Consider the following 26,156-nt stretch of genomic DNA (forward strand, 5'->3'; position numbering starts at 1 on the left):
TTCCGAATCATACTGATTGGTGTTCACAAAGAACACTCCCGGATATAATAACATGCACAAAAAAAGCGGCCCTTCTCAGGAGCCGCTTTTCGCTTTGGCTTGAGGCTGTTCTTTGCTCTTCTGAAGAACAAAGTAAGCACAGCCAAAGTTACAATATTCATTAATATAATCCACCATGCTTGAGATGGTGGAATCTTTCGTGGCTTTGGGATGATTATCACGATAAAAGCCTTTGAGCCGCAGCTGACTGTAGCCCCAGTCTCCGATAATGTAATCGTAGCGCTCCAGAACTTCACTGTACCGGTCGCGGAAAACTTCCGGGTTCCAGCCTTCTTTATAGTTCTGCACAATCTCATAATTTTTACCGTTCACCTGAACGATGATCTTTTCCTGTACTTTTTCTTGTGGTTTATCCTGAGGCTGATCCTGGACCGTGTCCTGAACCTGCTCAGTGCTTTTTTCTTCTTCCAATCCAGTGTCCTCCATTATGCGTGTGTTGCCGCCTGTTCCGCATGTTTTGCAGCAGATTTAACCTGTTCATGTGCATGGTAGGAACTGCGTACCATCGGTCCGGATTCAACGTGGCTGAATCCACGTTTCAGTCCTTCCTGCTTCAATGCTGCGAACTCTTCTGGCGGATAATACTTCTCAACAAACAGATGTTTCTCGGATGGCTGCAGGTACTGACCAATCGTCATGATATCACAATCCACAGCACGCAGATCATCCATGGTTTGCAAAATTTCCTGGTATTCCTCCCCTACACCCAGCATGATGCTGGATTTGGTTGGAATGTTGGGCTGCATTTCTTTGGCACGAGCAAGCAATTCAAGTGAACGCTTGTATTTGGCCTTAGCTCTGACTTTGTCTGATAGCCGCTCTACCGTCTCAATGTTGTGATTAAGAATGTCAGGTTTGGCATCCATGACAATTTTCAGGGAATCCCGATCACCCAGGAAGTCTGGAATCAATACTTCTACACTACATAAAGGCAAGCGGCGTCGAACTGCCTTTACCGTCTCGGCAAAAATAGTCGCTCCGCCATCCTTTAAATCATCACGAGCGACGCTTGTAATAACACAGTGCTGCAGGTTCATTTGCTCCGCAGCTTCTGCGACGCGTTCTGGCTCCTGCAAATCAAGTTCCGTCGGCAAGCCGGTATTCACCGCGCAAAAGCGGCATGCCCGTGTGCAAATGTCGCCCAAAATCATAAAAGTAGCTGTTCGATTGGCCCAGCATTCATAAATATTCGGGCATCGTGCTTCCTCACATACTGTATGCAGCGTTTTCGAACGCATCATCGTTTTCATTTCCTGATAGTTATCGCCGGTTGTCAATTTAATCCGAATCCAGTCCGGTTTCGGTTCCTTAACACGTTTAGCCAATGCGTAAACCCTCTTTCTAATGAAGTTAGGCTGTTGCTCGGAACATATTATACCATGAAAGCGTTGGAAAAACCCCCATTTGTCACATCTTGTGCAATCCACCCTTACACGGATAAAATAAGGACTTTTGAAGAACGCTAGGTTATAGCTTGGTTCACCGGGCACGCCTGTGCATCATCTCAATGGAAAGGGGGCTGCTTCCCTGTGCAAAATCGCATCAAAATGCGCTTCACTCACTCTTTTTGGATTAAAACCCTACTTGCAGGCACATTGCTTCTCCCATTCTTGCCTGTTGATGTTCATGGTGAATCCTCCGCTGTGTCGTCCAAAACCGAACTTTCCGAAATGAAACCAGCGGAGATTTTAAAAGCACGCCGAAGTTTATATGAGAGCATTGAACAAATAACCGGCATTCCCTGGTTCAGACTCGCAGCCATCGACCAGTATGAACGAACTCTGACGCGTGCTCATCCCAAAGACCGCAAGCACGCGGAGCGACTAACCGGGATTTTCATGACATCTCCCGCCTGGAGAGGCTGGCTTAACCCGGATGAGACGGATCAACAGCCGGGCTCCATCGTTTTTTTTAATGGATACGGCCGGGATGGATCGGGAGATGGACTGGCGGATGCCAACAACGATCTGGATGTGCTGTACAGTATGGCGAACGCCATTCAGAGATTCGGAGCCCGTCAGGAGGACTTCAGCATTGCTCTGTGGGAGTATTATCATAATACTCGAGCTGTGCAGCGCATTCAGCAGTTTGCGAAATTATATGAGCATTTTGACAGCATCGATTTGTTTAGCCATGCATTTCCCGTTCCGCTCGGCACGAATTATTCCTATCGCAGCACATGGGGGACCAAACGCAGTTGGGGTGGTTATCGTATCCATGAGGGAACAGATATTTTCGCTCCACACGGACTTCCCGTGCGCAGCACCTGTTACGGTGTCGTGGAGATCAAGGGCTGGAATCCCTTCGGCGGCTGGCGGATTGGTATCCGTGATTTGAATAACCACTATCACTACTACGCTCATCTATCCGGTTTTGATAAGAATGCCCATATTGGCGAGGTCGTTACCCCCGGTCAAGTTGTGGGCTGGGTCGGCAGCTCCGGCTATGGCAAACCAGGTACCCAGGGGAAATTCCCTCCCCATTTGCATTACGGAATCTACCGGGATACCGGACTGACGGAATGGTCGTTTGACCCTTATCCGCTTTTGAAGCATTGGGAACGGGAAGAACGTGAGCAGAAGAAGGCCAAGGCGAAAAGCAAATAAAGAAACGGGACCTCTTAGAAGAGGATCCCGTTTTTTTATTGATTGAACTTCTTTAGTTCGATTCAATTCAAATCACTTCAATGATTTACGTCTGTATCGAGCGGTAGACCACCATTTTCTCCTGTAAGATCAGGTTCAAGCTCCAGCTCATCGCCCTGCATATTACCGCCTGGTGTCTGCTGCTGGTTCTGACCGGAAGGGTTCGGTGTCACGCCAGTACCACCGGATACACCAGCCTGGCCTGATGGTAATGCAATGGATGGCGCACTGCTGCCGTTACTGCCTACCGGCTTGCCCTGATTATCGTAGTAATACATGGGCACATCCCCGACCACGAGCAGGTAGGATATTGGTATTTCGGTATCTACCGTCTCTGGCTCCATATCAAAGGGAACCACTACGGCCACTTCGGCAATGATATGAATGTACACCTCGACCAGGATCATGTTGATCCCGGCATTCTGCTGCCTGGTGTTCAGATCGACCTTCACAGCCCCCTGTGGCTCGATACGAACGGGAATATTCGGGCCAAAGGATGCCAGGACCGGGCTACCCAGTGCCTGACCAAGGGGGATTTTCTCTTTTAACATATGCACGTTCTGTAACGTGGACTGCACAATATTCATCGTGCTTGCGGTAATACGCATATGCTCATCATAGTTCAGCATGAAACCGGACACTTTACCGGCAGTATCGGTTTTCCAGTCAATCAGCCCTTCGGTCGATTTGCCTTCCGCCACCTGGGCCGTTATGGCCTTGTTGATCGCTTCTGTAGCAATCTGCTTCACCCGTATTTTGGCCAAATGCATAATTGGAGGCTTCATTTTTTTATCCACATACGCAAAGCCCTGCATCAGGCAAAATACCGCTACCAGTAAAATAATCAGCCACATCTTGCGTTTGCCGCTTGGCGGCTTCCGTCGTCTTCGGCTCCGCCATCTTTTTCTCATCATCGGGTGTCCCCCTCTCCCTGCGGGATGAGCTCTAGGGTTATATGTTATCCTTATGCACCGTTGTCCCGAAAAAGAAGGACAGCACCCGGTGTAGCAAAACATCGCCCCATTTATTTGAACCATTGGAGGTGCACTCAGATAGCCTAGCCTTTTTTCTTCATAATAAAAAAAAGCCCTCACCTGCAGATTGCTCTGCAAGGTGAAGGCTTTGATTCATTTATGCCATATGCTTTATAACAATGTATAAATCTTTCGCAACATTATTTAGGAACAGTTTCCCAGTCCTTCAGGAAGCGCTCGATGCCACTGTCTGTCAGTGGATGTTTCCACAAAGTCGGCAGGAGCGATCCAGGAATCGTCGCAATGTGCGCACCGGAAAGGGCAGCATCTTCAACATGTTTGATATTGCGGATGCTTGCAGCAATGATCTCGGACGGCATATCGTACGTATCCAGGATAAGACGCAGGTCACGAATCAGCTTCATGCCATCCACCGCAATATCATCCAGACGGCCAACGAACGGGCTGATGTAAGTCGCTCCGGCTTTCGCCGCCATCAGGCCTTGTGCTGCCGAGAAGATCAGCGTTACATTGGTCTTGATTCCTTTTTGCGTGAGCTCATGACAAGCATACAGCCCATCTTCGGTCATCGGTAGTTTAATGACTACATTCGGTGCCCATTCAGCAATTTCATAAGCTTCCTTCAACATATCTTCGGCTTTGAGACCGATGACTTCAGCACTGACCGGGCCTTTGACAACGCCACAGATCTCCTGAATCACTTCTTTAAATACTCGGCCTTCTTTGGCAATCAAAGACGGGTTTGTCGTGACTCCATCCACCAGACCAAGACGTTCAATCCGTTTGATTTCCTCAACATTCCCTGTATCCAAGAAAAATTTCATGATATGTTCCCTCCACTTGATGAATTTATAAACACGATGATATTCATTACCCGAACAACCTTATATGTTAACAGTTATATATTAACTTATTTTTTTTCTACAGCGTGGCCGCCAAATTCGTTACGCAGCGCTGCTACCACTTTACCTGTGAATGTATCTGTCTCCAGGGAACGGTAACGCATCAGCAAGGACAATGCGATAACTGGTGTAGCGGTTTGCAGGTCAAATGCTGTTTCCACAGTCCAGCGTCCTTCACCGGAAGAGTGCATTACACCTTTGATTTCATCGAGATTCGCATCTTTGGAGAACGCACGCTCAGTCAGCTCCATCAGCCAAGAACGAATAACGGAACCGTTGTTCCATACGCGAGCCACTTTTTCGAAGTCGAAGTCGAAGTCGCTTTTCTCGAGCACGTCAAAACCTTCACCGATGGATGCCATCATACCGTACTCAATACCGTTGTGCACCATTTTGAGGAAGTGACCGCTGCCTGCTTTACCTGCATACAGATAACCGTTCTCTACTGCAGTGTCTTTGAATGCCGGCTCAACGATTGCCCAAGCTTCAGGGTCTCCACCGATCATGTAACAAGCACCGTTACGTGCGCCTTCCATACCACCGGAAGTACCTGCATCCATGTAGTGGATACCGGATGGTTTCAATTCCTCGTAACGACGGATCGACTCTTTGTAGTGAGAGTTACCTGCTTCAATGATGATATCGCCTTTAGAGAGCAGCGGGCTTACTTCAGCCAGTACAGCATCAACCACATTGTGAGGAACCATGATCCACAGTACACGTGGAGATTCCAAAGACTCAACCATTTCTTTATAAGAAGAAACGCCTTGTGCTCCGTATTCTTTCATTTCGTTAACAGCTTCAGTGTTCAAGTCAAAAGCAACCACTTCATGTTTGTGGTCAATCAGGTTTCTGCCCAGGTTCAATCCCATTTTGCCCAATCCAATAAGTCCAAGTTTCATGATAAATCCTCCTGTTATGAACAATTATAAGTTTATCTATATCAAAAATTTTTACGGCCTTCCGGCCATTTGCCGGAAGGACTTATGCAAAATTGGAACGGTAAATTCAGTTAGCCTTAGATGTGCTTACCACCAACGGTAGCCATTCTCTGCAATCAGACGATCTGCGGAATCAGGTCCTTGCGATCCTGCGCTGTAGGTATCCAGCGGTACACTGCCATCTTGGAAGGCTTCCAGAATCGGTTGTACCCACTGCCATGCCAGCTCCACTTCGTTCCAGTGGGCGAAGAAGGTGGAATCTCCACGCATAGCGTCAAAGATCAGGTTTTCGTAAGCTTCCGGAATATTGCGTTTGCCTGAAGCAAATGTCATATTAATTGGCTCCACTTCACCATGGTTCAATGGGTTCTTCGCATTCAATTGAAGCGAGATGCTTTCCCCTGGACCAATTTCAATCGTCAGCAGGTTAGGCTCGGTCGTATTTTCAGATTCATGACCTGTTTTGAGCGGCGCCTTGAACTCAACTACGATGCGTGTGGATTTCTCTGCCATGCGTTTACCTGTACGAATGTAGAAAGGAACCTCACTCCAGAATGGATCATCGATCCACAATCTCGCCGCTACATACGTATCGTTCTGGGAACCAGCAGGGATACCAGGCTCGTCCAGATAACCTACAACGGATGTTCCTTGCAGCTCGCCTGCGCCGTATTGAGCACGTACCACTTCAGAAGCAATGTTTTCTTTGATCAGTGGTCGAAGAGCTTCAGCAATCTTTTGCTTTTTAAACTGAATTTCTTGCGGTGTGCACCGTTTTGGCAAATGCAGGGCAATCATCATCAGCAATTGAAGCATATGATTCTGGAACATGTCGCGAACGGCACCACTTTGGTCGTAATACGCAGCTCGTTCTTCAACACCAACAGTTTCACTAGCCGTGATTTGTACATTGGCAATGTAACGGTTGGACCACAATGCCTGAATGACCGGATTCGCATACGTCAGGGTTTCAATATTTTGAACCATCGGTTTGCCCAGGAAATGGTCAATGCGATAAATTTCTTCCTCTGCAAAGGTATTGCTGAGTTTCTCATTCAGTTCACGTGCAGATTGCAGATCGTGTCCGAATGGTTTTTCAATAATCAGTTTCTTCCAGCCTTTGGTGTTACCCAGACCGCTTTCCTGAATATTCAGTGCGATTGGCTCAAAGAATTCTGGCGCAACCGACATGTAGAACATGCGATTTTCCGGAATGCTCAGTTCCTGTTCACGCTGCTCGACAATTTTCAGCAATTTCGTGTAATCCTCAAGCTTCGTATTGTTCAGGGAACAATAACGGAAAGCTCCAATGAAATCACGTACCTGGGATTCTTCTTCAGGCGTTTGCCGTGAGAATTCATGCAGTGACTTTTCGACATTCGCCTGGAAGTCAGCATCCGACAATTCACGCCGTCCAAGACCGATAACGGAGAAGGATTTTGGCATTTTTTGATCAATGTACAAGTTATATAATGCAGGGTAAATCTTGCGTTTGGCTAAATCGCCTGTTGCCCCGAACAGGACAAATGTCATTGCGTCCATTGGAGTGCCTCCTGTGATCTGTGCAGTATAGTATATGATGGTGCAAAATGTTCAAATCCAAGCATGACAAAAGACGGAATAAGTGGGTGCGTGACCCGCCTTGCCTCCGTTTATATAACATACCCGAATTTAACCATGGAACATTCCTTCTCTCCACAACCTTAAACCAAGGTTATAAATTGTAACCATTTGAATTAACGTTACCCATATTACACCTGTCGTCACAATTCGTCAACAATCATGTCTAACGTGTGAACACCAGTGTTTACAGGGTTTTTATTTATTGTTAACGCTTTATGTGGTAAGATTATAAACAATTGGTATGTGATATTTTATACATAATGCTTGTAGACATCCAGGTTACAATAAGTATACTAGTGCTATAATAAGCATAACTAATTCAAAGGAGTACTATTATGAGCGATGATGAGAATGCCAAGCAAATATGCGAAAAGGTGGAACAGTCTTATCAGATCATTGGCCGGAAGTGGGTTGCCCTCATTATTCATGCGTTGATGGAAGAGCCCAAACGATTCAGTGAAATTCACGCTTATATCCCTGACTTGAGCAAACGCGTACTGAATGAACGAATGAAAGAACTGGAGGAAGAAGGTCTGGTCGTGCGCCATGTGGTTACAGAGCGACCAGTACGGACAGAATATATGTTGTCCCGCAAAGGGACGGAGCTGGGAAGAGCATTAAGTGCCGTGGAGCGATGGGCGGATAAGTGGCTGTAATGCAATTACACAATTTGTTTCAACCACTCAATAAGGTTCCCTTTGATTCCACAAATAGCGTTTCCTTTATTAAGTGGACAGTGGCAGGTAACCGGGGTATTTTGGATTAATTCTCTACAAAAGCACAGTAGATGTTGTAACAAAGTTACATCACGTGTCATTTAGGTTGTTCCAATAAGTAGGATCGAATAGTCCCAGGGAGTCTTGATAGTCCAACTATCGTCCATTTATATGATAAATTTGATGACATATATGAGTGAGATTCTGATCCAGCAAAAAAAGATGCCGCCTCACTTTTATCATGAGACATTGGCATCTTTTTGCTATTTAATCCTTTATTCATTTTGACTCCAACTGGGTCCCCAGCGTTATGCTCAGATCCTCGAAGTTCTCCACTGCTGTCTTCTTTTCGTAAAAGTGCACCGCATGCTGCATTATACCCTCACGTGTGTAGAACGCATCGCCTGCTTCCAGAGGAAAGGTAACTTTCTCCCCCGTACTCGCGGACTTATATATGCCTACAATCAGTTCAAGTGTATTCCGCCCACTCCGTCCATCCACCAGAAGTGGTGATCCGGTCTCGATGGCGTTTAGCACATTCTCGACCTGACCGGCGTGACCAACGTGAATGACATCCGTCAATGTGTCTGCTTTCTGCTGTATCTGTTGCTCCAGTTCCGGATTTGGCTCCGGAAATCCGTTACTACGTGAAGTTGAGGCAACCACTTTCCACGGTGCAGATACCCGGGCCTCTTTTCCCTGAAAAATTAACTGCTGTTCCTCTCCGTGATGCACGACGGAACTTGTGATCATGCCAAGTGCCCCTCCAGGGAATCGGAGCATGGCCATCGATACATCCTCCACTTCCGCATTATCATGCGACGTGTTGGCCATCATGGCCTGAAGTTCCACGGGTGGACCCATCATCCAGAGCATGGCATCAATATGATGCACGGCATGGTTAAGCGTACAACCACCGCCTTCTTTTTCCCAAGTCCCACGCCACCAAAGATCATAATAGTTATGACCCCGCCACCAGAATGAATCCACCTGAACATGCACAATCGGGCCCATCAGCTTACTATCCAGTACGCCCTTAAGCTTCATCATCGGTGTAGTGAACCGATTCTGTGCCACGACCGACAGAAATTTGCCGCTCTGTTCGGCTGCTTTCAGCATCTGATCCGCTTCTTCCAGAGAGGAAGCCATCGGTTTTTCAACCAGCACGTTAGTACCTGCATGCAAAAAGTCACATGCAATGGGAGCATGTGTATACGGCGGAGTACAGATAGAGACCACATCAATATTCTGGCTCAGCAATTCTTTATAATCCGCTACTGCCTGTGCATTTTTCAGTCCATGTTCATTCATTCGTTTCTGTGCTTTTTCAGGGTACATATCGACCACAGCTACAATCTGACATCGATCGGGAAAGGCCAAATATGCTGAGATATGCGCTCCACTGATTGCACCAGCACCAATAATCGCTACTTTTAACATCTAAACATACCTCCCTTGTTCCTTTCACAATACACAATTATTAAGCGCTTTTATGCGTGTATCTTGTGTTAAAATAAAAGGATCTTGTGCTCATGTTGAGGGAGGAATAGGCATTGTCCATGTTAGACAAGGAGCAATTCGATCTGGCTTGCCGACGTACATCCACCACGACTTTTCGTGAAATATTTCATGCCCATTCCCAAATGGAAGTTACCTACATTCATGATGGGTATGGTCAGTTAATTACGGAAGGCCAAGCTTTTCCGCTTAAACCGGGTACACTGATGATTTTCCGTCCTTTTCAGCTGCATCAGGTACAGATTCAGGTTACGGATGAGCATCCTTTTGTCCGTAGTGTACTTATGTATGATCTGGATGTGCTGAAGGAAACCTGGCGGCATTTTACGGCTACTCATCATTTTGTACAGGAGCTTCTGGGACAACCTTCACCTATTGCACCTTTCATTCTTCCTTCTTCTTCCATGCTGGTGCAATTCATGGAACAGTTCGCGCAGATTCATCTCAACGGACTTCATGGAGAAGGAGAAGAGGAGGCTGCCCAGCTCTTTTTACTGAACCTGCTCGTACAGATTCAATACATCTGGGAAGAAGACAAGCATGCCCTCTCCCAATCCGTGCGTCCAACCTTCAACAGTCTTCTTCATCCTCACGCTGAAGCTATCATGAAGTGGATTGAGGAACATTACCATGAACCCTTTCAACTCAAAGATCTCGCTGCAGAACTGCACATGTCTCTTTATCATCTGTCTCATGTATTCAAAAAGGCCACTGGAACGACCATTGTCGCCTATACTCAAGCTACCCGTATTCGTCATGCTTGCGTACTACTTGCCCGCTATTCATACAGCGTCCCGGAAATCGGTCACCGTGTAGGCTTGTCCACGCCTTCCTACTTCTGCAAAGTATTCCGTTCCGTTACGGGTACAACTCCACATCAATATCGGCTGAACGCGCAAAGGAGAGCATGAATTCAGAATCCACATAACAAAGAAGCGAAGGGACATGCCCTTCGCCTTCACTCATTCATTTTCGGAACTATTGTATCCACATCATATTTGAATGTCAGATGAAGGTTACAAGCAGTGTTCAGATTCTTCTCACTATTCACTTTTGCTGGATTCCCTGATTTCAAGTCCCAGCTTCTCCAGATAGCTATAGAGTTTCTCTCTGATCCAGTTCATTTTTCTGATTGGTCGATAACCTTTCTATTTCAAAAGAAAAAAGCTCATCCCTATCTCTCACAAAAGTAGGAATAAGCTTAATTTGTTTTTCTAAAATCCCTGTCCTATATCGTACTTACTATTTACCGATCTATAACTAAACCATCCGCTGTCTCATCGCTTCGAACATCAAAATCGTGGCCGCCATTGCGGCATTCAACGATTCTGCTTGTCCCTGCATCGGTATCGTAATTGCATCATCCACAAGCCTTGCCGTAGACTCGGATATCCCCTTGCCCTCATTGCCGATCACAAGCCAAACGGATTGAGTAAAATCATAGCTATAACATGAGTACTCTGCCTGCAAAGAGGTACTTACGAGCTTCACACCCGCTGCTTTCGCTTCTGGAAGCATAGATTCCAGCTGCCCTTCCACAATGGGCAAATGAAACAATGATCCCATCGTTGAACGAATCGTCTTCGGATTATACACGTCGGCAGAGCCTGCACCAAGCACCACACCGGCTGCTCCAGCTGCGTCAGCACTGCGAATGATTGTCCCCACATTCCCCGGGTCCTGCACCCCATCCAGCACCACAACAAGCCGACGCTCTCCAGAGAGTAGACTTTCCAGCGGCTCACGACCTTTACGAACAATGGCAAAAACAGGCTGAGGTGTCATCGTATCCGTGCATTTGGCAATCACAGCCGACGATACGCTGATCCATTCTATACGTTGCAGTGGTCCTTCTAGGCCAGCCAGTTCAGTAGGTACTCCCTGCTCACCATCGTAAACGATGCATTCCAGATCAGCCTGTGCACGTAGCGCTTCCTGTACCAGGTGAATGCCTTCAATGATGTATTTATGCTGACGGGTACGGTGCTTTTTCTCCAGCAGCTGTGCCCATTCCTTCACACGTGAATTTTGCGGTGATACGATATCCATCTTTCCATCCTTCCCGTCTGCCGTTCAATTTACTCCGGGTGACTCCGAGAGATCACTTCGGATAGGCGAGCTCCATTTTCGTCAAATGGTCTTTGTGGCCCACTATAATCAATACATCCCCAGCTTCTATCCGATCCTCGGCATACGGAGAGATATTCATGGAATTCCCACTGCGAATCGCCATCACGTTACAACCGAAGCGTGCACGAATATTGAGCTCCAACAGGTTTTTGCCGATCATCTGCTCGGAGGCTCTCATCTCTAATATGCTGTAATCTTCAGATAGCTCAATGTAATCCAGTATGTTCGGAGAGGTCAAATGATGGGCTACACGCAGCCCCATATCCCGTTCAGGGTAAATGACCTTGTCTGCTCCAATCTTTTGCAGCACTTTACCATGCAGCTCATTCTGTGCCTTGACGATCAGAACCGGTACACCCATATCTTTCAAAATCAGGGTCGTCAAAATGCTCGCCTGAATATCTTCACCGATTGCCACAACGACAACGTCGAAATTTCGTATGCCCAGCGCTCGCAGCGCTTCTTCATCTGTTGAATCTGCCGATACAGCATGAGTCACCACATTGGACATTTCCTGGGTCCGCTGCTCGTCCGTATCAATTGCCAGTACGTCGAATCCCATACCGCTCAGCGCATTGGCCACACTTGATCCGAACCGCCCCATGCCAATTACGGCATATTGTTTCTTAGCCATTAGGGTCTTAACCTCCCGCTGCACTTCAGCTCTTGCGCATCCTTTCAGATGTCAATGCTTACTTAAATATCCTTCGTAGTATACCACAAAGCCGGATAAACTTGAATGCGCTCACGCTTCCCAGGGAACAGTATAGGAGCAGCCGAATATACGAGGAGGGAATTGCGATGCCAATTACATTAAGTCTGCGTGAAGCGATTGTTCATAAAGTTCATGACAAGAGTGATGATCAGCTCCGGGAGATGATTGAAGGTTCTGTCGATGGACCGGAAGCCGCATTACCCGGACTTGGCGCCATTTTCGAAATGATCTGGAAGAACACTGATTCTGCGAAGCAGGATGAGTTGATTCAAGTCGCGCAGGAGCATCTGCACACCATCCCCGTTCAACCGCTTCGCTAATCGAGGTATTGAAAGGGATCGGTAACCATCATCACGTTTGTTCTGCCTGCAAAAGAAAGCTTTCCCTTATCCGGCTGGATCATACCTGCCATCTAAGTAGGGTGCAAAGCAACAGATCCCCCCGCCAGAAGGCGGAGGGATCTTTAACATTGCTGCATTACTGCCATTATTATAAAGGCTTCATATTAAGCTAAACTTATGGAGCAGTCTCAAGGAATTGAGCAGTCGGGTTTTTGTCTATTGCTGTTCTCATCGCATACTCATTCTCGAACAGGACAACGTAATTCCCCTTTTTATCCTTCACCAGGGCAGAGTTAATCCGGAATTTGCTCGGATCCAGATTCTCATCCACGATCCAGCGAGCAAACTGATAAGGCATGCGCTGCAACTGTACATCTACCCCATACTCGCCTTTCATCCGGTATTCGAATACCTCGAACTGGAGCTGACCTACAACACCAAGCAGTGTTTCATCGAAACTCACGGTGTTAAAGACCTGAATCGTTCCTTCTTCCGTCAACTGGTCGATACCCTTTTGGTACTGTTTATGTTTCAATGCATTTTTGACGGTTACTTTGGCAAAAATCTCTGGCGAGAAGGTTGGCATTTCATCAAATATAACCTCACTTCCCTGACTAAGCGAATCGCCAATCCGGAAAATACCCGGGTCAAATAATCCGATGATATCGCCAGCATATGCCTCTTCTACGATATCCCGGTCCTGAGCCAGGAATTGCTGTGGTTGGGACAGCTTAATCTCTTTCCCCACACGGTTATGCTTGACGCTCATCCCCCGTTGGAATTTACCAGACACGATCCGCAGGAACGCGATACGGTCACGATGTGCCGGGTTCATGTTTGCCTGGATTTTGAATACATATCCGCTGAACTTCTCATTCGTCGGCTCGATCTCACCCGCGGTACTGTGACGCGGCTCAGGCTTAGGAGCCAGCTGCAGGAAGTTCTCCAGGAATGTCTGCACACCGAAGTTGTTGATGGCACTGCCGAAGAATACCGGTGTCAGCTCTCCACGTTGTACCTTCTCCATATCGAACTGATCTCCTGCTACATCCAGAAGCTCCAGATCCTGACACAGCTGGTCATGAAGATATTCTCCCGCCATCTCGCGGATAATCGGATCTTCGTAGCCGTCTACTTTTTGCACTTTAATTGTGGAGTGGTCGTCCCCTTGGAACAATTCCACCTGGTTTTTCATCCGGTCATACACGCCGCATAGATCGCGTCCTGTACCAATCGGCCAGTTCATCGGTACGGAGCGAATACCCAGTACGTTTTCGAGCTCTTCCATCAGATCAAACGGGCTTTGTCCTTCACGGTCCAGCTTGTTGATGAATGTGAAAATCGGAATGCCGCGCTTCGCACAAACCTGGAACAGCTTGATGGTTTGTGCCTCGACACCTTTGGCCACGTCAATCAACATGACTGCACTATCTGCAGCTGTCAGTGTACGATAGGTATCTTCACTGAAGTCCTGGTGACCCGGAGTATCCAGAATGTTTACACGATGACCCAGATAATCGAACTGCATGACGGAAGATGTAACCGAAATCCCCCGCTGTTTCTCAATTTCCATCCAGTCACTTGTAGCGTGCTTGCTTGCTTTCCGCGCTTTGACCGTACCGGCGAGACGAATCGCACCCCCGAACAGCAACAGCTTTTCGGTCAATGTGGTTTTACCCGCATCCGGGTGAGAGATAATGGCAAACGTCCGGCGTTTGTCCACTTCCTGTTGAAGAATGTTATCTGCTTTGCTCATAGGTTCTATCCCTTTCGTCCGTTCATTCAACGTTAATTACCGGCCTGGCCGGTCTAATCTCAATCTTTTATGCAATCCGGCGATACCGGTTGATTGTTTCCTTCGATTTTTGCACATTAGGTTTAATTTTACACATTTACAACGGAGTTCATCCTCCCTATTCCTGTGCTGCTTTAACAGACCGTTAACCTGCTTCTTACCCAACTCTCCTATTGTACCATAATCTTTACCGAAAATAACCGATTACCTGCAACGGATTCTTCACTTTTCCAATCGCAAAAAAAGAGCACCTTTCAGCCAATAGATTGGCATCCAGGTACTCCTAATTCACGTTCCTAGCTTACTTAGAAAATCAATGCATCCAGCGCGTATTGTCCTCCACCAGTCAGAGCCAATGCCACACCGATCACCAAGATCGCGAGATTATACTCAAAACCGTTTTGTGTAGACCAGTATCCATTCGCACCATGAACTTTCACAATCGCTATCACCATGGTCAGTGCAATCAGAATGCCACCTACTGGAGTCAGCAGACCCAGAGCCAGCAGCAAGCCGCCACCGAATTCCGCCAAACCTGCCAGCAGTGCAACGAGTGCGCCAGGCTTCATCCCCATGGACTCAAACCATCCGCCTGTACCCTTGATCCCATAACCCCCGAACCAACCAAACAATTTCTGTGCACCATGAGCCATAAACGACAAACCGATCACCAAACGAATCAACAAAAGTCCTACATCCAACATGTCCTTTTCCTCCATTCAAATAGTTGCAAAATAGTATTCTTAGATTAAAGATATTATGCTAAAATGTTCCTTCATGAATGTCCTCGTAACCCCTTCACCTGGTTTAAATTTCATCTCATGAATAATCTATAGGTTCGAAGAACTCCTTAGAACTCCTTCGTCCGTTTTTCTTTTTGCGTAATTTCTTTAACTCTTGAGTTGAGTATAAGTTATTCACTTACTTTTTGTCAACAACTTATTTTTATTTATTAATTTCCTTATTATTCTTTCTCTCTCCTATGCAAAAAAAGCCCGGAAGAACGCGCACTCACGTCCCATCCAAGGCTTCTTCACACATGATTTACTGGATTAGTTGTTCACTTGCCAAATAACACTGTCTTCGTCCTGCCCATTCACCGGCCACCAGTGGAAACCATCCTGCTCCAGCAGCTTCCCTGTCGCCTCCGGTCCCCATGTACCTGCAGGATACGTGTGCAGTTCTCCATGATTTCCCGCCCATGCGGAAGCAATACGGTCGACAAAAGACCATGCGGTCGCCACTTCATCCCAGCGGGTGAAGTACGTGGAATCCCCTTCTGCTGCATCATGCAGTAGACGCTCGTATGCTTCTGGCGAGTTGATTCCGATCATGCAGCTCTGACAGAAGTCCATTGCGAGCGGCTGAATTTCGGAGTCCGAGCCCGGTTTCTTGGCATTGATTTTAATATAGATGCCTTCCATCGGATTCACCCGAATGACGAGCAGATTCGGTTCCAGTTTATATTTTTTGCCCAAATATACATTGTTCGGCATGGACTTGAATTCAACTACGATCTCGGTTGTTTTCACCGGTAGACGCTTGCCTGTCCGAATATAAAAAGGTACACCCGCCCAGCGGAAGTTATCCACGAATACACGTGCAGCAAAATAAGTCTCGGTATTCGACTCGGGATCAACCTTGTCCTCCTGACGATATCCCGGAAGCTGTTTTCCCCGGTACTCCCCTTCCGTATACTGTCCACGTACAACGTTATTGCTCACTTCTTCATCGGACGTAAATGGTCGCAAGGAACGCAGCACCTTGACCTTCTCATCCCGGATATCCTCGGGATATAGACGGCTTGGCGGCTCCATGGCAATCATCGTCAGCATCTGAAGCATATGATTCTGCCCCATATCCCGCAGGGCACCGGAATGATCGTAGTAACCACCACGTTCCTCCACACCAACGGTCTCACCAAGCGTGATTTGAACATTCGCAATATGTTTGTTATTCCAGAGTGGCTCAAAAAATGCATTACCAAAGCGAATCACTTCAATATTCTGCACCATTTCCTTGCCCAGATAATGGTCAATCCGATAGATTTCCTCTTCACGGAACACCTCACGGATCTGCTCATTCAACTGCTCAGCAGACTGCAGATCATACCCGAACGGTTTCTCAATGACAAGCCGGTTCCAGCCTCGGCTCTCCAGCATTCCGCCATCACGTAAACTATAAGAGACACTGCCGAACAGCTCTGGAGCCAGTGCCAGATAAAACAGCCGGTTGCCTGGCGTGTTAAACTTCGCTTCCAGGCCTTCTGTTTGATCCCGTAACTCTCTGAAGCCATCCACGTTATTAATATCAAGAGATTTATACTCAAAATGTTCGACAAACGCATTCCACTCATCAGGTTCACCTGCCGGATAACGGCAGAACTCCTTAATGGATTCATGAATGTCTTCCCGGAATTGTTCTGGTGTCCTCGGACGTCTGGCTACACCAATAACCGCAAAGTCTTCGGCTAGCTTGCCTTCGCGGTAAAGACTATAGATTGCCGGAAACAGCTTCCGGCGGGCCAAATCACCCGTTGCTCCAAAAATGAAAAATACTGCGCCTGGCGTCTGCACTTCATCTCGCATTTGTTTTTCGACCATGGGCTCCTCTTCCTTCCGGGAAGACTCTTTCTCTGCTCTTCCCGAGCTATGTAATGGTGTTATATATGCACAACATACAACCGACAATTACCAGTAGCTTCCTCTTGGATGTGATGCCATTTTAGCATATTGCCTGAAGGGTTGCACTAATTTTCCTGATAAAGGAGCCCCTTATTCCTCCAAACATTCTCTGAAAATTCATCTATAAATATTCATGATCAAGCCTATAAATTCACCTAATATCATTTCAATATTCTATAGTAATTACCGGAAATCCTAACGTAATACGATTGCTTCCCTTATCGTGGTCCTGATGCACAGCAATCTGCATGTTCAGAACATCCGAGCCACTCTGGATCGCAGTCGGCAGCTCAGGGACACGGTAGGACACGCTTGCTGTATTGTCATCCGTATAACGCTCAGCTGCATGCATACCCAACTGGCCAGACAGCTTAGCCTCTGTAACTTCTAGTTGATTGCTAACCGATGCATCGGTTGTTCCTGTCCCCTGAACTGCAAGGTTCCATGTCGCTTCCACCTCAGAATTTGCAAGCAGTTGATCTACCTGTTCATGCAAAGAAACGAGTTCGCTTAATTCAGTGGAACGATTCCCCGCCAACTGTACAATAACATAGTATCCGTTCTCTCCAGTCACGACGGCATTTACCAATATGCCTGCACGACTTCCTTCAGCCTGAATCTCACTGCGATACACATCATGACCTGTCTGGCTTCCCAAAACCGGTCGCGGCAGTCCCAATTGCTCCGACAAACGTGCTGCTTGTTCCTCTGCACTCCCTGTCCCTTGTCCCTGCCATTTGATAATCATGCGTTCCACCTGATCCATCGCTGCGTTCGAAGTATGTATTAACTGTTCCAGCTTCTCGCCTTCTGACTCGCTTCTCTCTGCATACGCCGTCGTCATACCTATAACAATAATAAGTGCCAAAGCCACTATACCTGCAGACATCCAACGATTTAACATGGTTAACCTCCGCTCTCTCTTTCATTCTATGAATCTATCAACAGCATGCCCCCTTCCCCCATTTGCTAAACTTCTTAGGACATCACAAAAAAAAGGCCTGTTCCACCATGTGCATGGTAGAGCAGACCTTTCTTTTGCCTATCTATGCTATTCAAATTCGTTAAGTACGTTTTCTTGCTCAATGAAGTTTGCTAAATAAAGTCGTTTTCAGTACAGTTCTTCTTACTCTGCTAGACCATTTTTATAGGCATAGATGGCTGCCTGTGTCCGGTCGTCCACACCAAGTTTGGCCAGGATATTCGTTACATGGAATTTGACTGTTTTGATACCGATAATCAGATCATCGGCTATATCCTGATTGGACTTGCCCTTCGCGAGTAAACGGAGTACATCCATCTCCCGGTCAGTAAGCTCTTCATGAGCCGGGGCTGCTGCCTGTGGCTGCCGGAATCGATTCATCATCTTGGAGGCCACCTGCGATTCCAGAACCGATTGTCCACGTGCCGCAGCACGAATCGCATCTGCCACTTCATTGGCTCTTGATGTCTTTAACAGATAGCTGAAGGCGCCTGCCTCAATAACAGGATACATTTTTTCATCATCCAGGTAACTGGTTAGCACGATGACTTTGCATTCCGGATACATTTTGAGCAGCTGCCGTGTAGCCTCGATCCCGTCCATGCCTTCCATGACTAGATCCATCAGAACAACGTCGGGCTTATATTCCTGTGCGAGTCGAATGCCTTCCTCGCCACTTCCCGCTTCACCCACAACCTCGATCCCGTCCTCCGTATCGAGCACGGCCGCGAGGCCGATCCGTACCATTTCATGGTCATCCACGAGCAACACTTTGATCGACGTTTCCGTCTCCGTTTCTACTTCCGGTTCCATTGACATGTTCTTCCTCACTTTCATCGCTCATCAAAGGTATCGTTATCTCAATTCGTGTTCCCTTACCTGGTGCCGTTACAAATTGAATGGCTCCCCCGATCTCCGTAACACGTTCCCGCATGTTGGCCAGACCATAAGAAGCCTGCTTCTGGTCATCCAGATCGAAGCCCTGACCATCATCACGAATAAGTACACGAATCGCATCGGTCCGGCGCTGCAGCCGAATCTCCATTTTTTCTGCCTTAGCATGGCGCAATGTATTGGACATCGCTTCCTGAATAATACGGAACAGATGATTCTCAATGCCTTTGACCAAATCGATATCTTCATCCATCTCAAGCACAATGTCCATGGGTACTTTGGTTTTTAATTCCATGACAAGATCTTTCAGGCCCTGTTCCAAATGTTTGCCTTCCAGATACACCGGCCGCAAATGCAGAAGCAAAGCCCGCATCTCGGATTGGGCTACCGAAGCCATCTCCTCAATTAACGCCACCTGCCGCTGGGCGCGTGCAAAGTCCTTTTCCATCTTTCGTCCAACCGCTGTGGCAGTCATCGAAATGGCAAACAACTGCTGGGAAACGGCATCATGCAGCTCTCGTGCCAATCGCTGCCGCTCTTCCACAATTGCCGTTATTCTGGCTTGCTCTGCAAGCTGTGCATTATTGGTCGATAATCGTTGCAGCGAGGTAACCTGATCTTCCCACTTCTTGCCGATCCGCCCGAGCTGTTCGCTTAAACGGCCTACATCGTCGATCCCCAGATCGGGTACGGTGCGCGATAGAGATCCCTTTTCCCATTGTAGAAGGGTTTCCCGCAGCAATTCAAGCCTGCGTTTGACCCGGTAACTCTGATAGAAGCCAAAAGCAGCTCCGATGCCTATCAGCAATAGAAGCAGCGCTAAGCCAGACTGAATCAGATGCCTCCATCCAGCAAACGGAGCAAGATAACCATATGTATACAGCACATATAAGATAACAGCGAGCACAATGAAAACAAGGAGGATCCCTTCACCCATACTTCGGGTTACCATGTCGGTATGTCGTTTTGTCTTCAACCGGGTCTCCTCCTTTTCTTCACTTATTGATTTATTACGGATTACGAATGCTTAGGTCGCCAACAATATAAGAAATAACAAATTTTGCTTTATGTTCACTGGTTTCATAACCAGGCGTTCTCCATATTAACTTGTTCATCATGCCACTGTCTTTTTCCCCATTCAGACTAATTCGTCCAAACATGACCGAAGCCTCAATCTCTACTCCGTAATCCTCAGGCAGTGTCAACCGAACATTTCCCATAACCCCTTGCAGCAATACAATGGTCTGTTTTTCTTCCGGAATGGAGAGAGACAGATCTGCATTAACTTCACCAATAGCGTGCCATAAGCTCATGCTTCGTAACGTCCAAGGCACCTGGTCCCAGTAATAACGGGCCAAAAAATTCTGTTTGCGCATGACATCGCCATGCAGATGCATCTTTTTGTTTTTGGAATAAAAATAGGCTAGTGAAGCCAGTACAATTAAAAATACAATCATCAGGTTCCCAAGCAGCAGAAGACATCCACCAATCGCCAAGTAGCGGTGACCTTTGTGCGCATCTCCTTTACGAACCTGGACCATTCCAATCGTTAACAGGATCAGTGCGGCAGCTGTCAGCAGATTAATATGCTGATTCAATAGCATGATTATACCGATAATAATAATCGCAAATGCAAGCCATTGTTCTTTTTTGTTCATCTCTGCCGCACCTCCTCTGCAAGTTGATTTTCCCTATTCGTTGGAAAAGCCATACCAGGCGATAATGACCTGTATGGCTTAACCTTTGTTCTACAAACCGTTCTTTATTCACGATTTATAGAATATCATATTGTCTGCTGAGCGAACAGTTATTCTTTAGAAGTGCCGCCTGTTTCATTTTTAGATCCGTTGCCCAGTTTGTTCTTCAGGGCTTGCAATTGTTGATCTACCTTGAATTGTTTTTCAACATCTACAGGATTGGTATACGTAGATTGTGTGTTCCGGTAAGGAGCACGGGATACGTCTGCTTCGGCTTCCAGCTGCATGATTTTCTCTTCCATACGATGGAATCCAAGCGATGCACTACCACTTTCGATCGAATGCAGGCTGTTGATGGAAGACATTTGCTTTTTGGCTTTCGCCATTTGGGCACGGGATACGAGCTCATTGCGTTTGTTACGCATTTTGTAGAACTCGTCTTTCATGTCATGAAGCTGTTGCAGCAGGTCTTTGGCTTGTGCTTCAGATTGTGCGTGCAGTTCACTGTACTCCGTAATTTTTTGATCAAAGTAGATTTTTTCTTCCAGCAATTTGCGAGCTACTTCTTCCTGACCATTAGCCAGCGCAGCTTCAGCTTGGGACTCGCGTTGGACCGAAGTACGCTCCGCTTCGTCCAGACGCTGCTTCATGCGACGCTCATTTGCCATTTGTTTGGCTACTGTTACTTCAGCCTCATGAATCTCGGCCTCCATGTCACGCAAGTACTGGTTCAACATTACAATCGGGTCTTCCACTTTATCCAACATATCATTTACCGACGCTTTAGTCATATCCTTAATCCGTTTAAATACTCCCATTTTACTTTTCTCCCTTCTCGTAACGAGATAATTTTTGGCGAAGCTCTTCAACTTCTTTTTTCAATGCTTTTTTCTCAATATCTTTCATCATGGAATCCAGTTCACTCTCTTGAGGTGCACCTGCTCCATAGCTGTTATTATCGTAAGAACGTGGACCCGAATGCGGTCTGTTATTGTATCCTGGGCCGGGACCGAAGCCACCTTGACCTTGATTGTTGCCCCGGAAAGGGCCGCTGTTCGGGTCGTGATCATAGTTGTTGTATCCTCTGCCAGGACCTGGACCTGGACCGTAACCGTACGGGTCATAGGGTGGAAACGGTTCTTTCGGTACCACCAGGGCTGCGATAAAGTAGATTAACAACGCTGTGCCGCCTGTTACAAAGATACTGATGACGAAGATGATCCGCAGCAGCGTGGAGTCCATTCCAATGGATTCGGATATCCCGCCGATCAAACCTGTTAGCATCCGGTCACGCGTTGAGCGGTATAATTTGCTCATGTACTTACTCCTTTCGTTTACTTATATCCTGTTACGGAATCATATCCGTATGGATCTGCAGGATAGGGTTCCTTCGGCACCACTAATGCAGCGATGAAGTAGATCAGCAATGATGTACCCCCCGTAGCGAAAATACTGATGAAGAAGATGAGACGCAGCAGCATCGAACTAAATCCAAGATTCTCAGAGATGCCGCCGATCAAACCTGTCAGCCTTCGGTTACGCGTCGAGCGGTATAATCTATTCATGTGACTACTCCTTCCTTTCATTATTCAGCTTCTGTTTCAGGCGCTCCAGCTCTTTATCCAAGGTAGAGGAGGACATGCTGCCTGCTGTTCCTGAACCATCCTGGCTCATGCGGCGAATGTCTCTCAGACTCTGTGCCTCATATTCAAGATCAGAGACTTGGTCGTCCAGGCGATTGAACATTCGAGGTACATTCTGATTATTGTAGTGACCTCTTTGATTCATTCGTTGCTGCAACTGAATGGTTTGCATACGAGCGTAGTAGTATTGACGTTTGCTGTACACATTCTGATACTCCACTTTCAGCTGATCAATCTGTTCATCAAGTTCCTGTAATGCTGCATTGCTCTGGGCATACAGTTCATTGTATTGTTCCATTTTTTCTTCATGGAGAATTTTCTCCTGCAGGGCCAGTTTTGCAAGATGCTCTTCTCCTGCTTTCAGAGCCATTGAAGCCTGCTCTTCTCGTTTGTGCACCATACTTGCTGCCTGGTCGGCTTGCTGCTTCATCTGTCTTGTATGGCTTGCATATTGATGACGAAGCTTTTCGGCTTCGCCAATGTCTTGGCGGGTCGAGACCAGAAACTGATCAATCAGTTTGACTGGATCCTGACTTTGCTCCAGATGTTCATTTAATGTAGCTACGGTAATATCCCGCATTCGACGAAATACACTCATTATGTTCTGTCCTCCTTTTCAAGATCGTGATAATTTAGTAGCGGCCACGACGACTACGATTGTTGCTGAGCATCGAGACACCGAAGATGATTAATCCGATGGCGATGATTGGTCCGATCAACCAAGCCAGTTTACCCATCAGTGACAGGATACCGATGATCAAGACGATCCAACCCAGCATCACATTTCCTCGTTTAACCCCGTAGTAACCAAGTGCAATCATTAGAATCGGAATCAGATACCCCATCAGGTGTCCAAGAAGCGGAGTTAACTTTCCGAAAAGGATGAGAGCTCCCAGCGCAATCAGGACAATCGCCCAACCATTTCCCTTATTCCATCTCATAATTTTTTCACCACCCTTTCGGTTTGTATTTTGATTTGTTTATTTGCTCGTTTGTGTTTGTTGTTTCTTGTTCAACCTTATGTCTTTATTCTAGGGGAAACGGGGACTTTTCAAAACAGACCGTGGACGGTTTTTCATCCTAGACTCAGGTCGGGGATGGTGTTGGACCTCCGTCTGTCCTTGCATCAGACCTCTGGCGTTATATAATGAGGCTGTAAATGGTTGCTCCAAATCCTCTTATCAGACTAGGGGACTTAACCTCATCGGAGCTTGCAAGCGCCATTGATATGATCTGCCCTTAAGCCTTATGTACGTTTGCAAAAAGATTTCGTTTCCTCCAAATGATGTGCGGTTGAATGAAAAGCTCTTCTTAACCCAAAATCTAAATACTTTTTTATCCATATAAACAAATTTATGTTGTTATTAATGTAAGCGTTTACTAAAATAGAAGAAGTATTGATCCTAATTCTTAAGTTAGGAGTGGGAGCTGTGCGGTCCATTAGTTATCTTCATAAAATGATCTTGTTTGGCATTCTGCTCAGTACCCTGCCTATTCTGCTGGCTGGAATAGCGGCAATTCTGTATTCCATGAATCAAACGGAGCTGCATCGCATGCAAACGAATAAACAACTTCTTTTACACATGCAGACGAGCGTCGAGCATAAGCTTAACACCATCAGTTATATGCTGGATCAGGCGACTCGCTCTCCTATTACACTTCAGTCCCTTTCAGCCACACTTCCCGGTACATTAACGACAGCAAACCAGCTTCAATCCGAATTTCAACATATGCGATCCTGGGAGCCCTTAATGGATATTACGCTAGTTAACGAAGCTCAGGATTGGCTGGTCGATCATGCGGGGTTATATCTTAACACGGACTTCCCTTTGGCTCTTCCCATGCGAGATTTGTTGTCCAAAACCCTGACCTCTGGCTGGCAGCTGATTCCATCATCTGTGTTTAAGCATAATGAACAGGATTTCCCGGCCGGATGTAACTATCATATCGTGCTCGGCAGATCCATCTCGCTTATGAATGCATCCGCTGACTCGGCTTTAATTGGCGGGATTCCTGCATGCTCATTGCATCATTCTATTGTATCTGAATCCGTAGACATGGATATGTCTGCTTCAGAGTTGATTATTGTGAACCGGGAACAGCGCATTCTTGTTCACCCCGATCCTATGTTTATTGGACAACCCGTATCGGCATTGAACATGGAAGATATTGAATCTAAAATGGACATGAGCGAATTGCTCTCTCCGAATACGTCTGCTGCTTCAAAGGAATACCGTGAAGTTCGAATTGCTGATACGGAATATTCATTAACCTTCGCTAAGACACCGTTAAAGGGATGGACTTATATTTTAATTACACCCATGAATGTCCTATCCCAAGAGTATGTTGAGATTGGACTGTATACCTTGTCTGTCGGCGTAATACTCCTTCTACTCTCCTTATTATTCGTATGGTTAGGTTCAAAGCGTTTGCATGTCCCTATACGTAATCTGCTATCACAGCTAGGAATCACTGACAGAGTTTTATCGAATCAGAAACTACAACAATCCTTTTTACCACCTCAGGATGAATTTGAGCAGATCAAGACCCATATTACTCAGCTGTCAGCTTCACGATCCCAGATGGAGTATAAATTAAATCAATACGTTTTGCAGACACGCACTCAGTATATGATAAGTATGCTGCAAGGTAAGTGCTTGCCCGGCATGCTGCACCAAAACTTGATCGAACTAGGCTACAGAGATCATTGTATTCAGTGGCAACAAATGGCCGTATTGACCCTACAGATCGATTTGGCAAGTCAAACGAAATATGATCATCACGATCTCGATCTCCTGTTATTTGCCGTTCAGAATATAGTGGAGGAATCCATCGATAAGGATCGACAACTCCTTCCGCTTATTGTGGAACAGACTGTAGTAACCGTAATAGGTACAGTAGAAATGGACAACTCCGTGTTTTCAAAAGAACTTTACGAAATAACTGGGCTAATACACCATCGAGTGAGTGAAGTCTTAAATCTTCAGCTGAATATCCGCTTCAGTCAACCATACACTTCCTTTTTAGAAATACACCTGGCGTATATTGAAGCCATGAAGCTGTTGCAGCAGCAGACCATACCAGGAGCTAACGTCAAACAAAATGAGGATGAGTCAAATTGCTCTTCCTTGTGGACGCTACCTTACCCTGAGTCCCTCGAATATCGTCTTATGCAATCCATTCAATCTGCAGATGAGGCAGAAGCTTCCGTACTATTACAACAGTTGCTCCAGCGTATGTACCATATGGAATGGACCAAGGAAGAATACCAGGTTGCTTTAACTCGATTATTAATGCATATATTACAAATGATGCAGGAGTCCGGTATACGACTTATACAGATCTCTTCAGGGCACAGCCCATTGATCAACGAACTGCTCGCTCTGCAAACAGCTGCTGATATCGAACAATGGTTTATTTACCGTATCATTAGGCCGGTTATTGGCATTTTCAGAGAAAGGCAATATGCACAGCATCAGCAGATCTCGGAAAGAATGATTGCCATCATCCATCAGGAATACGATACCGATCTGACACTCGAAGAGTGTGCTTGTAGGCTCCATTATAATGCAAGCTATTTGAGTACTGTGTTCAGCAAAGAAACAGGCTACGCATTCAGTGAATATTTGTCACAGTATCGGTTCAAAATGGCCCGAAAGTGGTTGGATGAAACCGAGCTAACCATTAAGGATATTGCTGCTCGGCTTCGTTACAATAACCCGCAGAACTTTATCCGTTCGTTTCGAAAATGGGAGGGAATTACTCCAGGTCAGTACCGGGAACGTAGAGAAAAGCCTCTTCGCTCTTCCATGAAATAATTGTTTGTAATGACAAATGAAAAAGGAGCAGAGATCTGCTCCTTTTAATGATTCACG

26 protein-coding genes are annotated in these 26,156 nt (G+C 46.5%); 5 read left to right on the plus strand and 21 right to left on the minus strand.

Going from position 1 to position 26,156, the window contains the following annotated elements; translation table 11 throughout:
* Positions 1 to 75: 75 nt before the first annotated feature.
* Positions 76 to 471 (minus strand): YutD family protein, encoded by a 396-nt coding sequence (locus MHB82_RS25150; RefSeq protein ID WP_341176136.1) that lies wholly within the window; start codon positions 469 to 471, stop codon positions 76 to 78.
* Between the two features lie 14 nt (positions 472 to 485).
* Complete coding sequence (gene lipA, locus MHB82_RS25155) at positions 486 to 1,385, minus strand: lipoyl synthase (protein ID WP_110756964.1); 900 nt, start codon at positions 1,383 to 1,385, stop codon at positions 486 to 488.
* Positions 1,386 to 1,607: 222 nt separating this feature from the next.
* On the opposite strand from lipA, the gene MHB82_RS25160 reads away from it, so the two are divergent.
* On the plus strand, positions 1,608 to 2,666 hold the full coding sequence (locus tag MHB82_RS25160) for a M23 family metallopeptidase (RefSeq protein WP_095361388.1): 1,059 nt from the start codon (positions 1,608 to 1,610) through the stop codon (positions 2,664 to 2,666).
* A gap of 77 nt (positions 2,667 to 2,743) precedes the next feature.
* Here the strand turns inward: MHB82_RS25160 and yunB are convergent, their stop codons facing one another.
* The 4 genes from yunB to zwf (MHB82_RS25180) form a co-directional block, all read right to left on the minus strand.
* On the minus strand, positions 2,744 to 3,619 hold the full coding sequence (gene yunB / locus MHB82_RS25165) for a sporulation protein YunB (RefSeq protein WP_255248048.1): 876 nt from the start codon (positions 3,617 to 3,619) through the stop codon (positions 2,744 to 2,746).
* Between the two features lie 260 nt (positions 3,620 to 3,879).
* The gene (fsa, locus tag MHB82_RS25170) at positions 3,880 to 4,524 is read right to left on the minus strand and encodes a fructose-6-phosphate aldolase (protein ID WP_095361223.1); all 645 of its coding nucleotides are present in this window, start codon (positions 4,522 to 4,524) and stop codon (positions 3,880 to 3,882) included.
* Positions 4,525 to 4,610: 86 nt separating this feature from the next.
* On the minus strand, positions 4,611 to 5,504 hold the full coding sequence (gene gnd, locus MHB82_RS25175; RefSeq protein WP_095361222.1) for a phosphogluconate dehydrogenase (NAD(+)-dependent, decarboxylating): 894 nt from the start codon (positions 5,502 to 5,504) through the stop codon (positions 4,611 to 4,613).
* Between the two features lie 126 nt (positions 5,505 to 5,630).
* Positions 5,631 to 7,085, minus strand: a complete 1,455-nt coding sequence (gene zwf / locus MHB82_RS25180; protein ID WP_341176137.1) for a glucose-6-phosphate dehydrogenase — start codon at positions 7,083 to 7,085, stop codon at positions 5,631 to 5,633.
* Between the two features lie 416 nt (positions 7,086 to 7,501).
* Between zwf (MHB82_RS25180) and MHB82_RS25185 the strand changes: the two genes are divergently transcribed.
* Positions 7,502 to 7,822 carry a winged helix-turn-helix transcriptional regulator gene (locus MHB82_RS25185; protein ID WP_095292196.1) on the plus strand — a complete coding sequence of 107 codons (321 nt, stop codon included), beginning with the start codon at positions 7,502 to 7,504 and terminating at the stop codon, positions 7,820 to 7,822.
* 339 nt (positions 7,823 to 8,161) lie between these two features.
* Here the strand turns inward: MHB82_RS25185 and MHB82_RS25190 are convergent, their stop codons facing one another.
* On the minus strand, positions 8,162 to 9,322 hold the full coding sequence (locus MHB82_RS25190; protein WP_341176138.1) for a Gfo/Idh/MocA family protein: 1,161 nt from the start codon (positions 9,320 to 9,322) through the stop codon (positions 8,162 to 8,164).
* Between the two features lie 119 nt (positions 9,323 to 9,441).
* On the opposite strand from MHB82_RS25190, the gene MHB82_RS25195 reads away from it, so the two are divergent.
* A complete protein-coding gene (locus tag MHB82_RS25195; protein ID WP_095361386.1) occupies positions 9,442 to 10,311 on the plus strand; it encodes a helix-turn-helix domain-containing protein in 870 nt (289 codons plus the stop codon).
* Between the two features lie 349 nt (positions 10,312 to 10,660).
* Here the strand turns inward: MHB82_RS25195 and MHB82_RS25200 are convergent, their stop codons facing one another.
* Together MHB82_RS25200 and MHB82_RS25205 are read right to left on the minus strand one after the other, a co-directional pair.
* Positions 10,661 to 11,449: a TrmH family RNA methyltransferase gene (locus MHB82_RS25200; protein WP_341176139.1), complete on the minus strand. Its 789-nt coding sequence runs from the start codon at positions 11,447 to 11,449 to the stop codon at positions 10,661 to 10,663.
* Positions 11,450 to 11,501: 52 nt separating this feature from the next.
* A complete protein-coding gene (locus MHB82_RS25205) occupies positions 11,502 to 12,164 on the minus strand; it encodes a potassium channel family protein (RefSeq protein ID WP_095361219.1) in 663 nt (220 codons plus the stop codon).
* 167 nt (positions 12,165 to 12,331) lie between these two features.
* On the opposite strand from MHB82_RS25205, the gene sspI reads away from it, so the two are divergent.
* Positions 12,332 to 12,565 (plus strand): small acid-soluble spore protein SspI, encoded by a 234-nt coding sequence (gene sspI / locus MHB82_RS25210; protein WP_095292206.1) that lies wholly within the window; start codon positions 12,332 to 12,334, stop codon positions 12,563 to 12,565.
* A gap of 196 nt (positions 12,566 to 12,761) precedes the next feature.
* Here the strand turns inward: sspI and MHB82_RS25215 are convergent, their stop codons facing one another.
* The 12 genes from MHB82_RS25215 to MHB82_RS25270 form a co-directional block, all read right to left on the minus strand.
* Positions 12,762 to 14,342, minus strand: a complete 1,581-nt coding sequence (locus MHB82_RS25215; RefSeq protein WP_095361218.1) for a peptide chain release factor 3 — start codon at positions 14,340 to 14,342, stop codon at positions 12,762 to 12,764.
* 344 nt (positions 14,343 to 14,686) lie between these two features.
* The gene (locus tag MHB82_RS25220) at positions 14,687 to 15,085 is read right to left on the minus strand and encodes a DoxX family protein (protein WP_024634146.1); all 399 of its coding nucleotides are present in this window, start codon (positions 15,083 to 15,085) and stop codon (positions 14,687 to 14,689) included.
* A gap of 348 nt (positions 15,086 to 15,433) precedes the next feature.
* Complete coding sequence (gene zwf, locus MHB82_RS25225) at positions 15,434 to 16,984, minus strand: glucose-6-phosphate dehydrogenase (RefSeq protein WP_110756951.1); 1,551 nt, start codon at positions 16,982 to 16,984, stop codon at positions 15,434 to 15,436.
* 247 nt (positions 16,985 to 17,231) lie between these two features.
* Positions 17,232 to 17,969: a YwmB family TATA-box binding protein gene (locus tag MHB82_RS25230; protein WP_341176140.1), complete on the minus strand. Its 738-nt coding sequence runs from the start codon at positions 17,967 to 17,969 to the stop codon at positions 17,232 to 17,234.
* 222 nt (positions 17,970 to 18,191) lie between these two features.
* Positions 18,192 to 18,860 carry a response regulator transcription factor gene (locus MHB82_RS25235; RefSeq protein ID WP_095292211.1) on the minus strand — a complete coding sequence of 223 codons (669 nt, stop codon included), beginning with the start codon at positions 18,858 to 18,860 and terminating at the stop codon, positions 18,192 to 18,194.
* On the minus strand, positions 18,802 to 19,917 hold the full coding sequence (locus tag MHB82_RS25240) for a sensor histidine kinase (protein WP_095361215.1): 1,116 nt from the start codon (positions 19,915 to 19,917) through the stop codon (positions 18,802 to 18,804). The genes MHB82_RS25235 and MHB82_RS25240 overlap by 59 nt, the downstream gene beginning before the upstream one ends.
* 34 nt (positions 19,918 to 19,951) lie before the next feature.
* A complete protein-coding gene (gene liaF / locus MHB82_RS25245) occupies positions 19,952 to 20,599 on the minus strand; it encodes a cell wall-active antibiotics response protein LiaF (protein WP_095292214.1) in 648 nt (215 codons plus the stop codon).
* A gap of 149 nt (positions 20,600 to 20,748) precedes the next feature.
* On the minus strand, positions 20,749 to 21,456 hold the full coding sequence (locus MHB82_RS25250) for a PspA/IM30 family protein (RefSeq protein ID WP_095292215.1): 708 nt from the start codon (positions 21,454 to 21,456) through the stop codon (positions 20,749 to 20,751).
* A gap of 1 nt (position 21,457) precedes the next feature.
* On the minus strand, positions 21,458 to 21,955 hold the full coding sequence (locus tag MHB82_RS25255) for a PspC domain-containing protein (protein ID WP_341176141.1): 498 nt from the start codon (positions 21,953 to 21,955) through the stop codon (positions 21,458 to 21,460).
* A 17-nt stretch (positions 21,956 to 21,972) separates the two neighbouring features.
* On the minus strand, positions 21,973 to 22,203 hold the full coding sequence (locus MHB82_RS25260; protein WP_095292218.1) for a PspC domain-containing protein: 231 nt from the start codon (positions 22,201 to 22,203) through the stop codon (positions 21,973 to 21,975).
* Positions 22,204 to 22,207: 4 nt separating this feature from the next.
* Positions 22,208 to 22,879, minus strand: a complete 672-nt coding sequence (locus tag MHB82_RS25265; protein ID WP_110756943.1) for a PspA/IM30 family protein — start codon at positions 22,877 to 22,879, stop codon at positions 22,208 to 22,210.
* Between the two features lie 34 nt (positions 22,880 to 22,913).
* Entirely contained in the window at positions 22,914 to 23,222 is a 309-nt protein-coding gene (locus MHB82_RS25270) for a LiaF transmembrane domain-containing protein (protein ID WP_095292221.1), read from the minus strand.
* A gap of 489 nt (positions 23,223 to 23,711) precedes the next feature.
* Between MHB82_RS25270 and MHB82_RS25275 the strand changes: the two genes are divergently transcribed.
* Complete coding sequence (locus MHB82_RS25275; RefSeq protein ID WP_341176142.1) at positions 23,712 to 26,099, plus strand: helix-turn-helix domain-containing protein; 2,388 nt, start codon at positions 23,712 to 23,714, stop codon at positions 26,097 to 26,099.
* The last annotated feature ends 57 nt before the right edge of the window (positions 26,100 to 26,156 follow it).

Source organism: Paenibacillus sp. FSL K6-2862 (assembly GCF_038005125.1).
Lineage (GTDB): Bacteria > Bacillota > Bacilli > Paenibacillales > Paenibacillaceae > Paenibacillus > Paenibacillus illinoisensis_A.

Coding starts and splice junctions, on each gene's coding strand:
- MHB82_RS25160 (WP_095361388.1), top strand. CDS start 1,608: ATGCGCTTCACTCACTCTTTTTGGATTAAAACCCTACTTGCAGGCACA.
- yunB (WP_255248048.1), bottom strand. CDS start 3,619: ATGATGAGAAAAAGATGGCGGAGCCGAAGACGACGGAAGCCGCCAAGC.
- fsa (WP_095361223.1), bottom strand. CDS start 4,524: ATGAAATTTTTCTTGGATACAGGGAATGTTGAGGAAATCAAACGGATT.
- gnd (WP_095361222.1), bottom strand. CDS start 5,504: ATGAAACTTGGACTTATTGGATTGGGCAAAATGGGATTGAACCTGGGC.
- zwf (WP_341176137.1), bottom strand. CDS start 7,085: ATGGACGCAATGACATTTGTCCTGTTCGGGGCAACAGGCGATTTAGCC.
- MHB82_RS25185 (WP_095292196.1), top strand. CDS start 7,502: ATGAGCGATGATGAGAATGCCAAGCAAATATGCGAAAAGGTGGAACAG.
- MHB82_RS25190 (WP_341176138.1), bottom strand. CDS start 9,322: ATGTTAAAAGTAGCGATTATTGGTGCTGGTGCAATCAGTGGAGCGCAT.
- MHB82_RS25195 (WP_095361386.1), top strand. CDS start 9,442: ATGTTAGACAAGGAGCAATTCGATCTGGCTTGCCGACGTACATCCACC.
- MHB82_RS25200 (WP_341176139.1), bottom strand. CDS start 11,449: ATGGATATCGTATCACCGCAAAATTCACGTGTGAAGGAATGGGCACAG.
- MHB82_RS25205 (WP_095361219.1), bottom strand. CDS start 12,164: ATGGCTAAGAAACAATATGCCGTAATTGGCATGGGGCGGTTCGGATCA.
- sspI (WP_095292206.1), top strand. CDS start 12,332: ATGCCAATTACATTAAGTCTGCGTGAAGCGATTGTTCATAAAGTTCAT.
- MHB82_RS25215 (WP_095361218.1), bottom strand. CDS start 14,342: ATGAGCAAAGCAGATAACATTCTTCAACAGGAAGTGGACAAACGCCGG.
- MHB82_RS25220 (WP_024634146.1), bottom strand. CDS start 15,085: ATGTTGGATGTAGGACTTTTGTTGATTCGTTTGGTGATCGGTTTGTCG.
- zwf (WP_110756951.1), bottom strand. CDS start 16,984: ATGGTCGAAAAACAAATGCGAGATGAAGTGCAGACGCCAGGCGCAGTA.
- MHB82_RS25230 (WP_341176140.1), bottom strand. CDS start 17,969: ATGTTAAATCGTTGGATGTCTGCAGGTATAGTGGCTTTGGCACTTATT.
- MHB82_RS25235 (WP_095292211.1), bottom strand. CDS start 18,860: ATGGAACCGGAAGTAGAAACGGAGACGGAAACGTCGATCAAAGTGTTG.
- liaF (WP_095292214.1), bottom strand. CDS start 20,599: ATGAACAAAAAAGAACAATGGCTTGCATTTGCGATTATTATTATCGGT.
- MHB82_RS25250 (WP_095292215.1), bottom strand. CDS start 21,456: ATGGGAGTATTTAAACGGATTAAGGATATGACTAAAGCGTCGGTAAAT.
- MHB82_RS25255 (WP_341176141.1), bottom strand. CDS start 21,955: ATGAGCAAATTATACCGCTCAACGCGTGACCGGATGCTAACAGGTTTG.
- MHB82_RS25260 (WP_095292218.1), bottom strand. CDS start 22,203: ATGAATAGATTATACCGCTCGACGCGTAACCGAAGGCTGACAGGTTTG.
- MHB82_RS25265 (WP_110756943.1), bottom strand. CDS start 22,879: ATGAGTGTATTTCGTCGAATGCGGGATATTACCGTAGCTACATTAAAT.
- MHB82_RS25270 (WP_095292221.1), bottom strand. CDS start 23,222: ATGAGATGGAATAAGGGAAATGGTTGGGCGATTGTCCTGATTGCGCTG.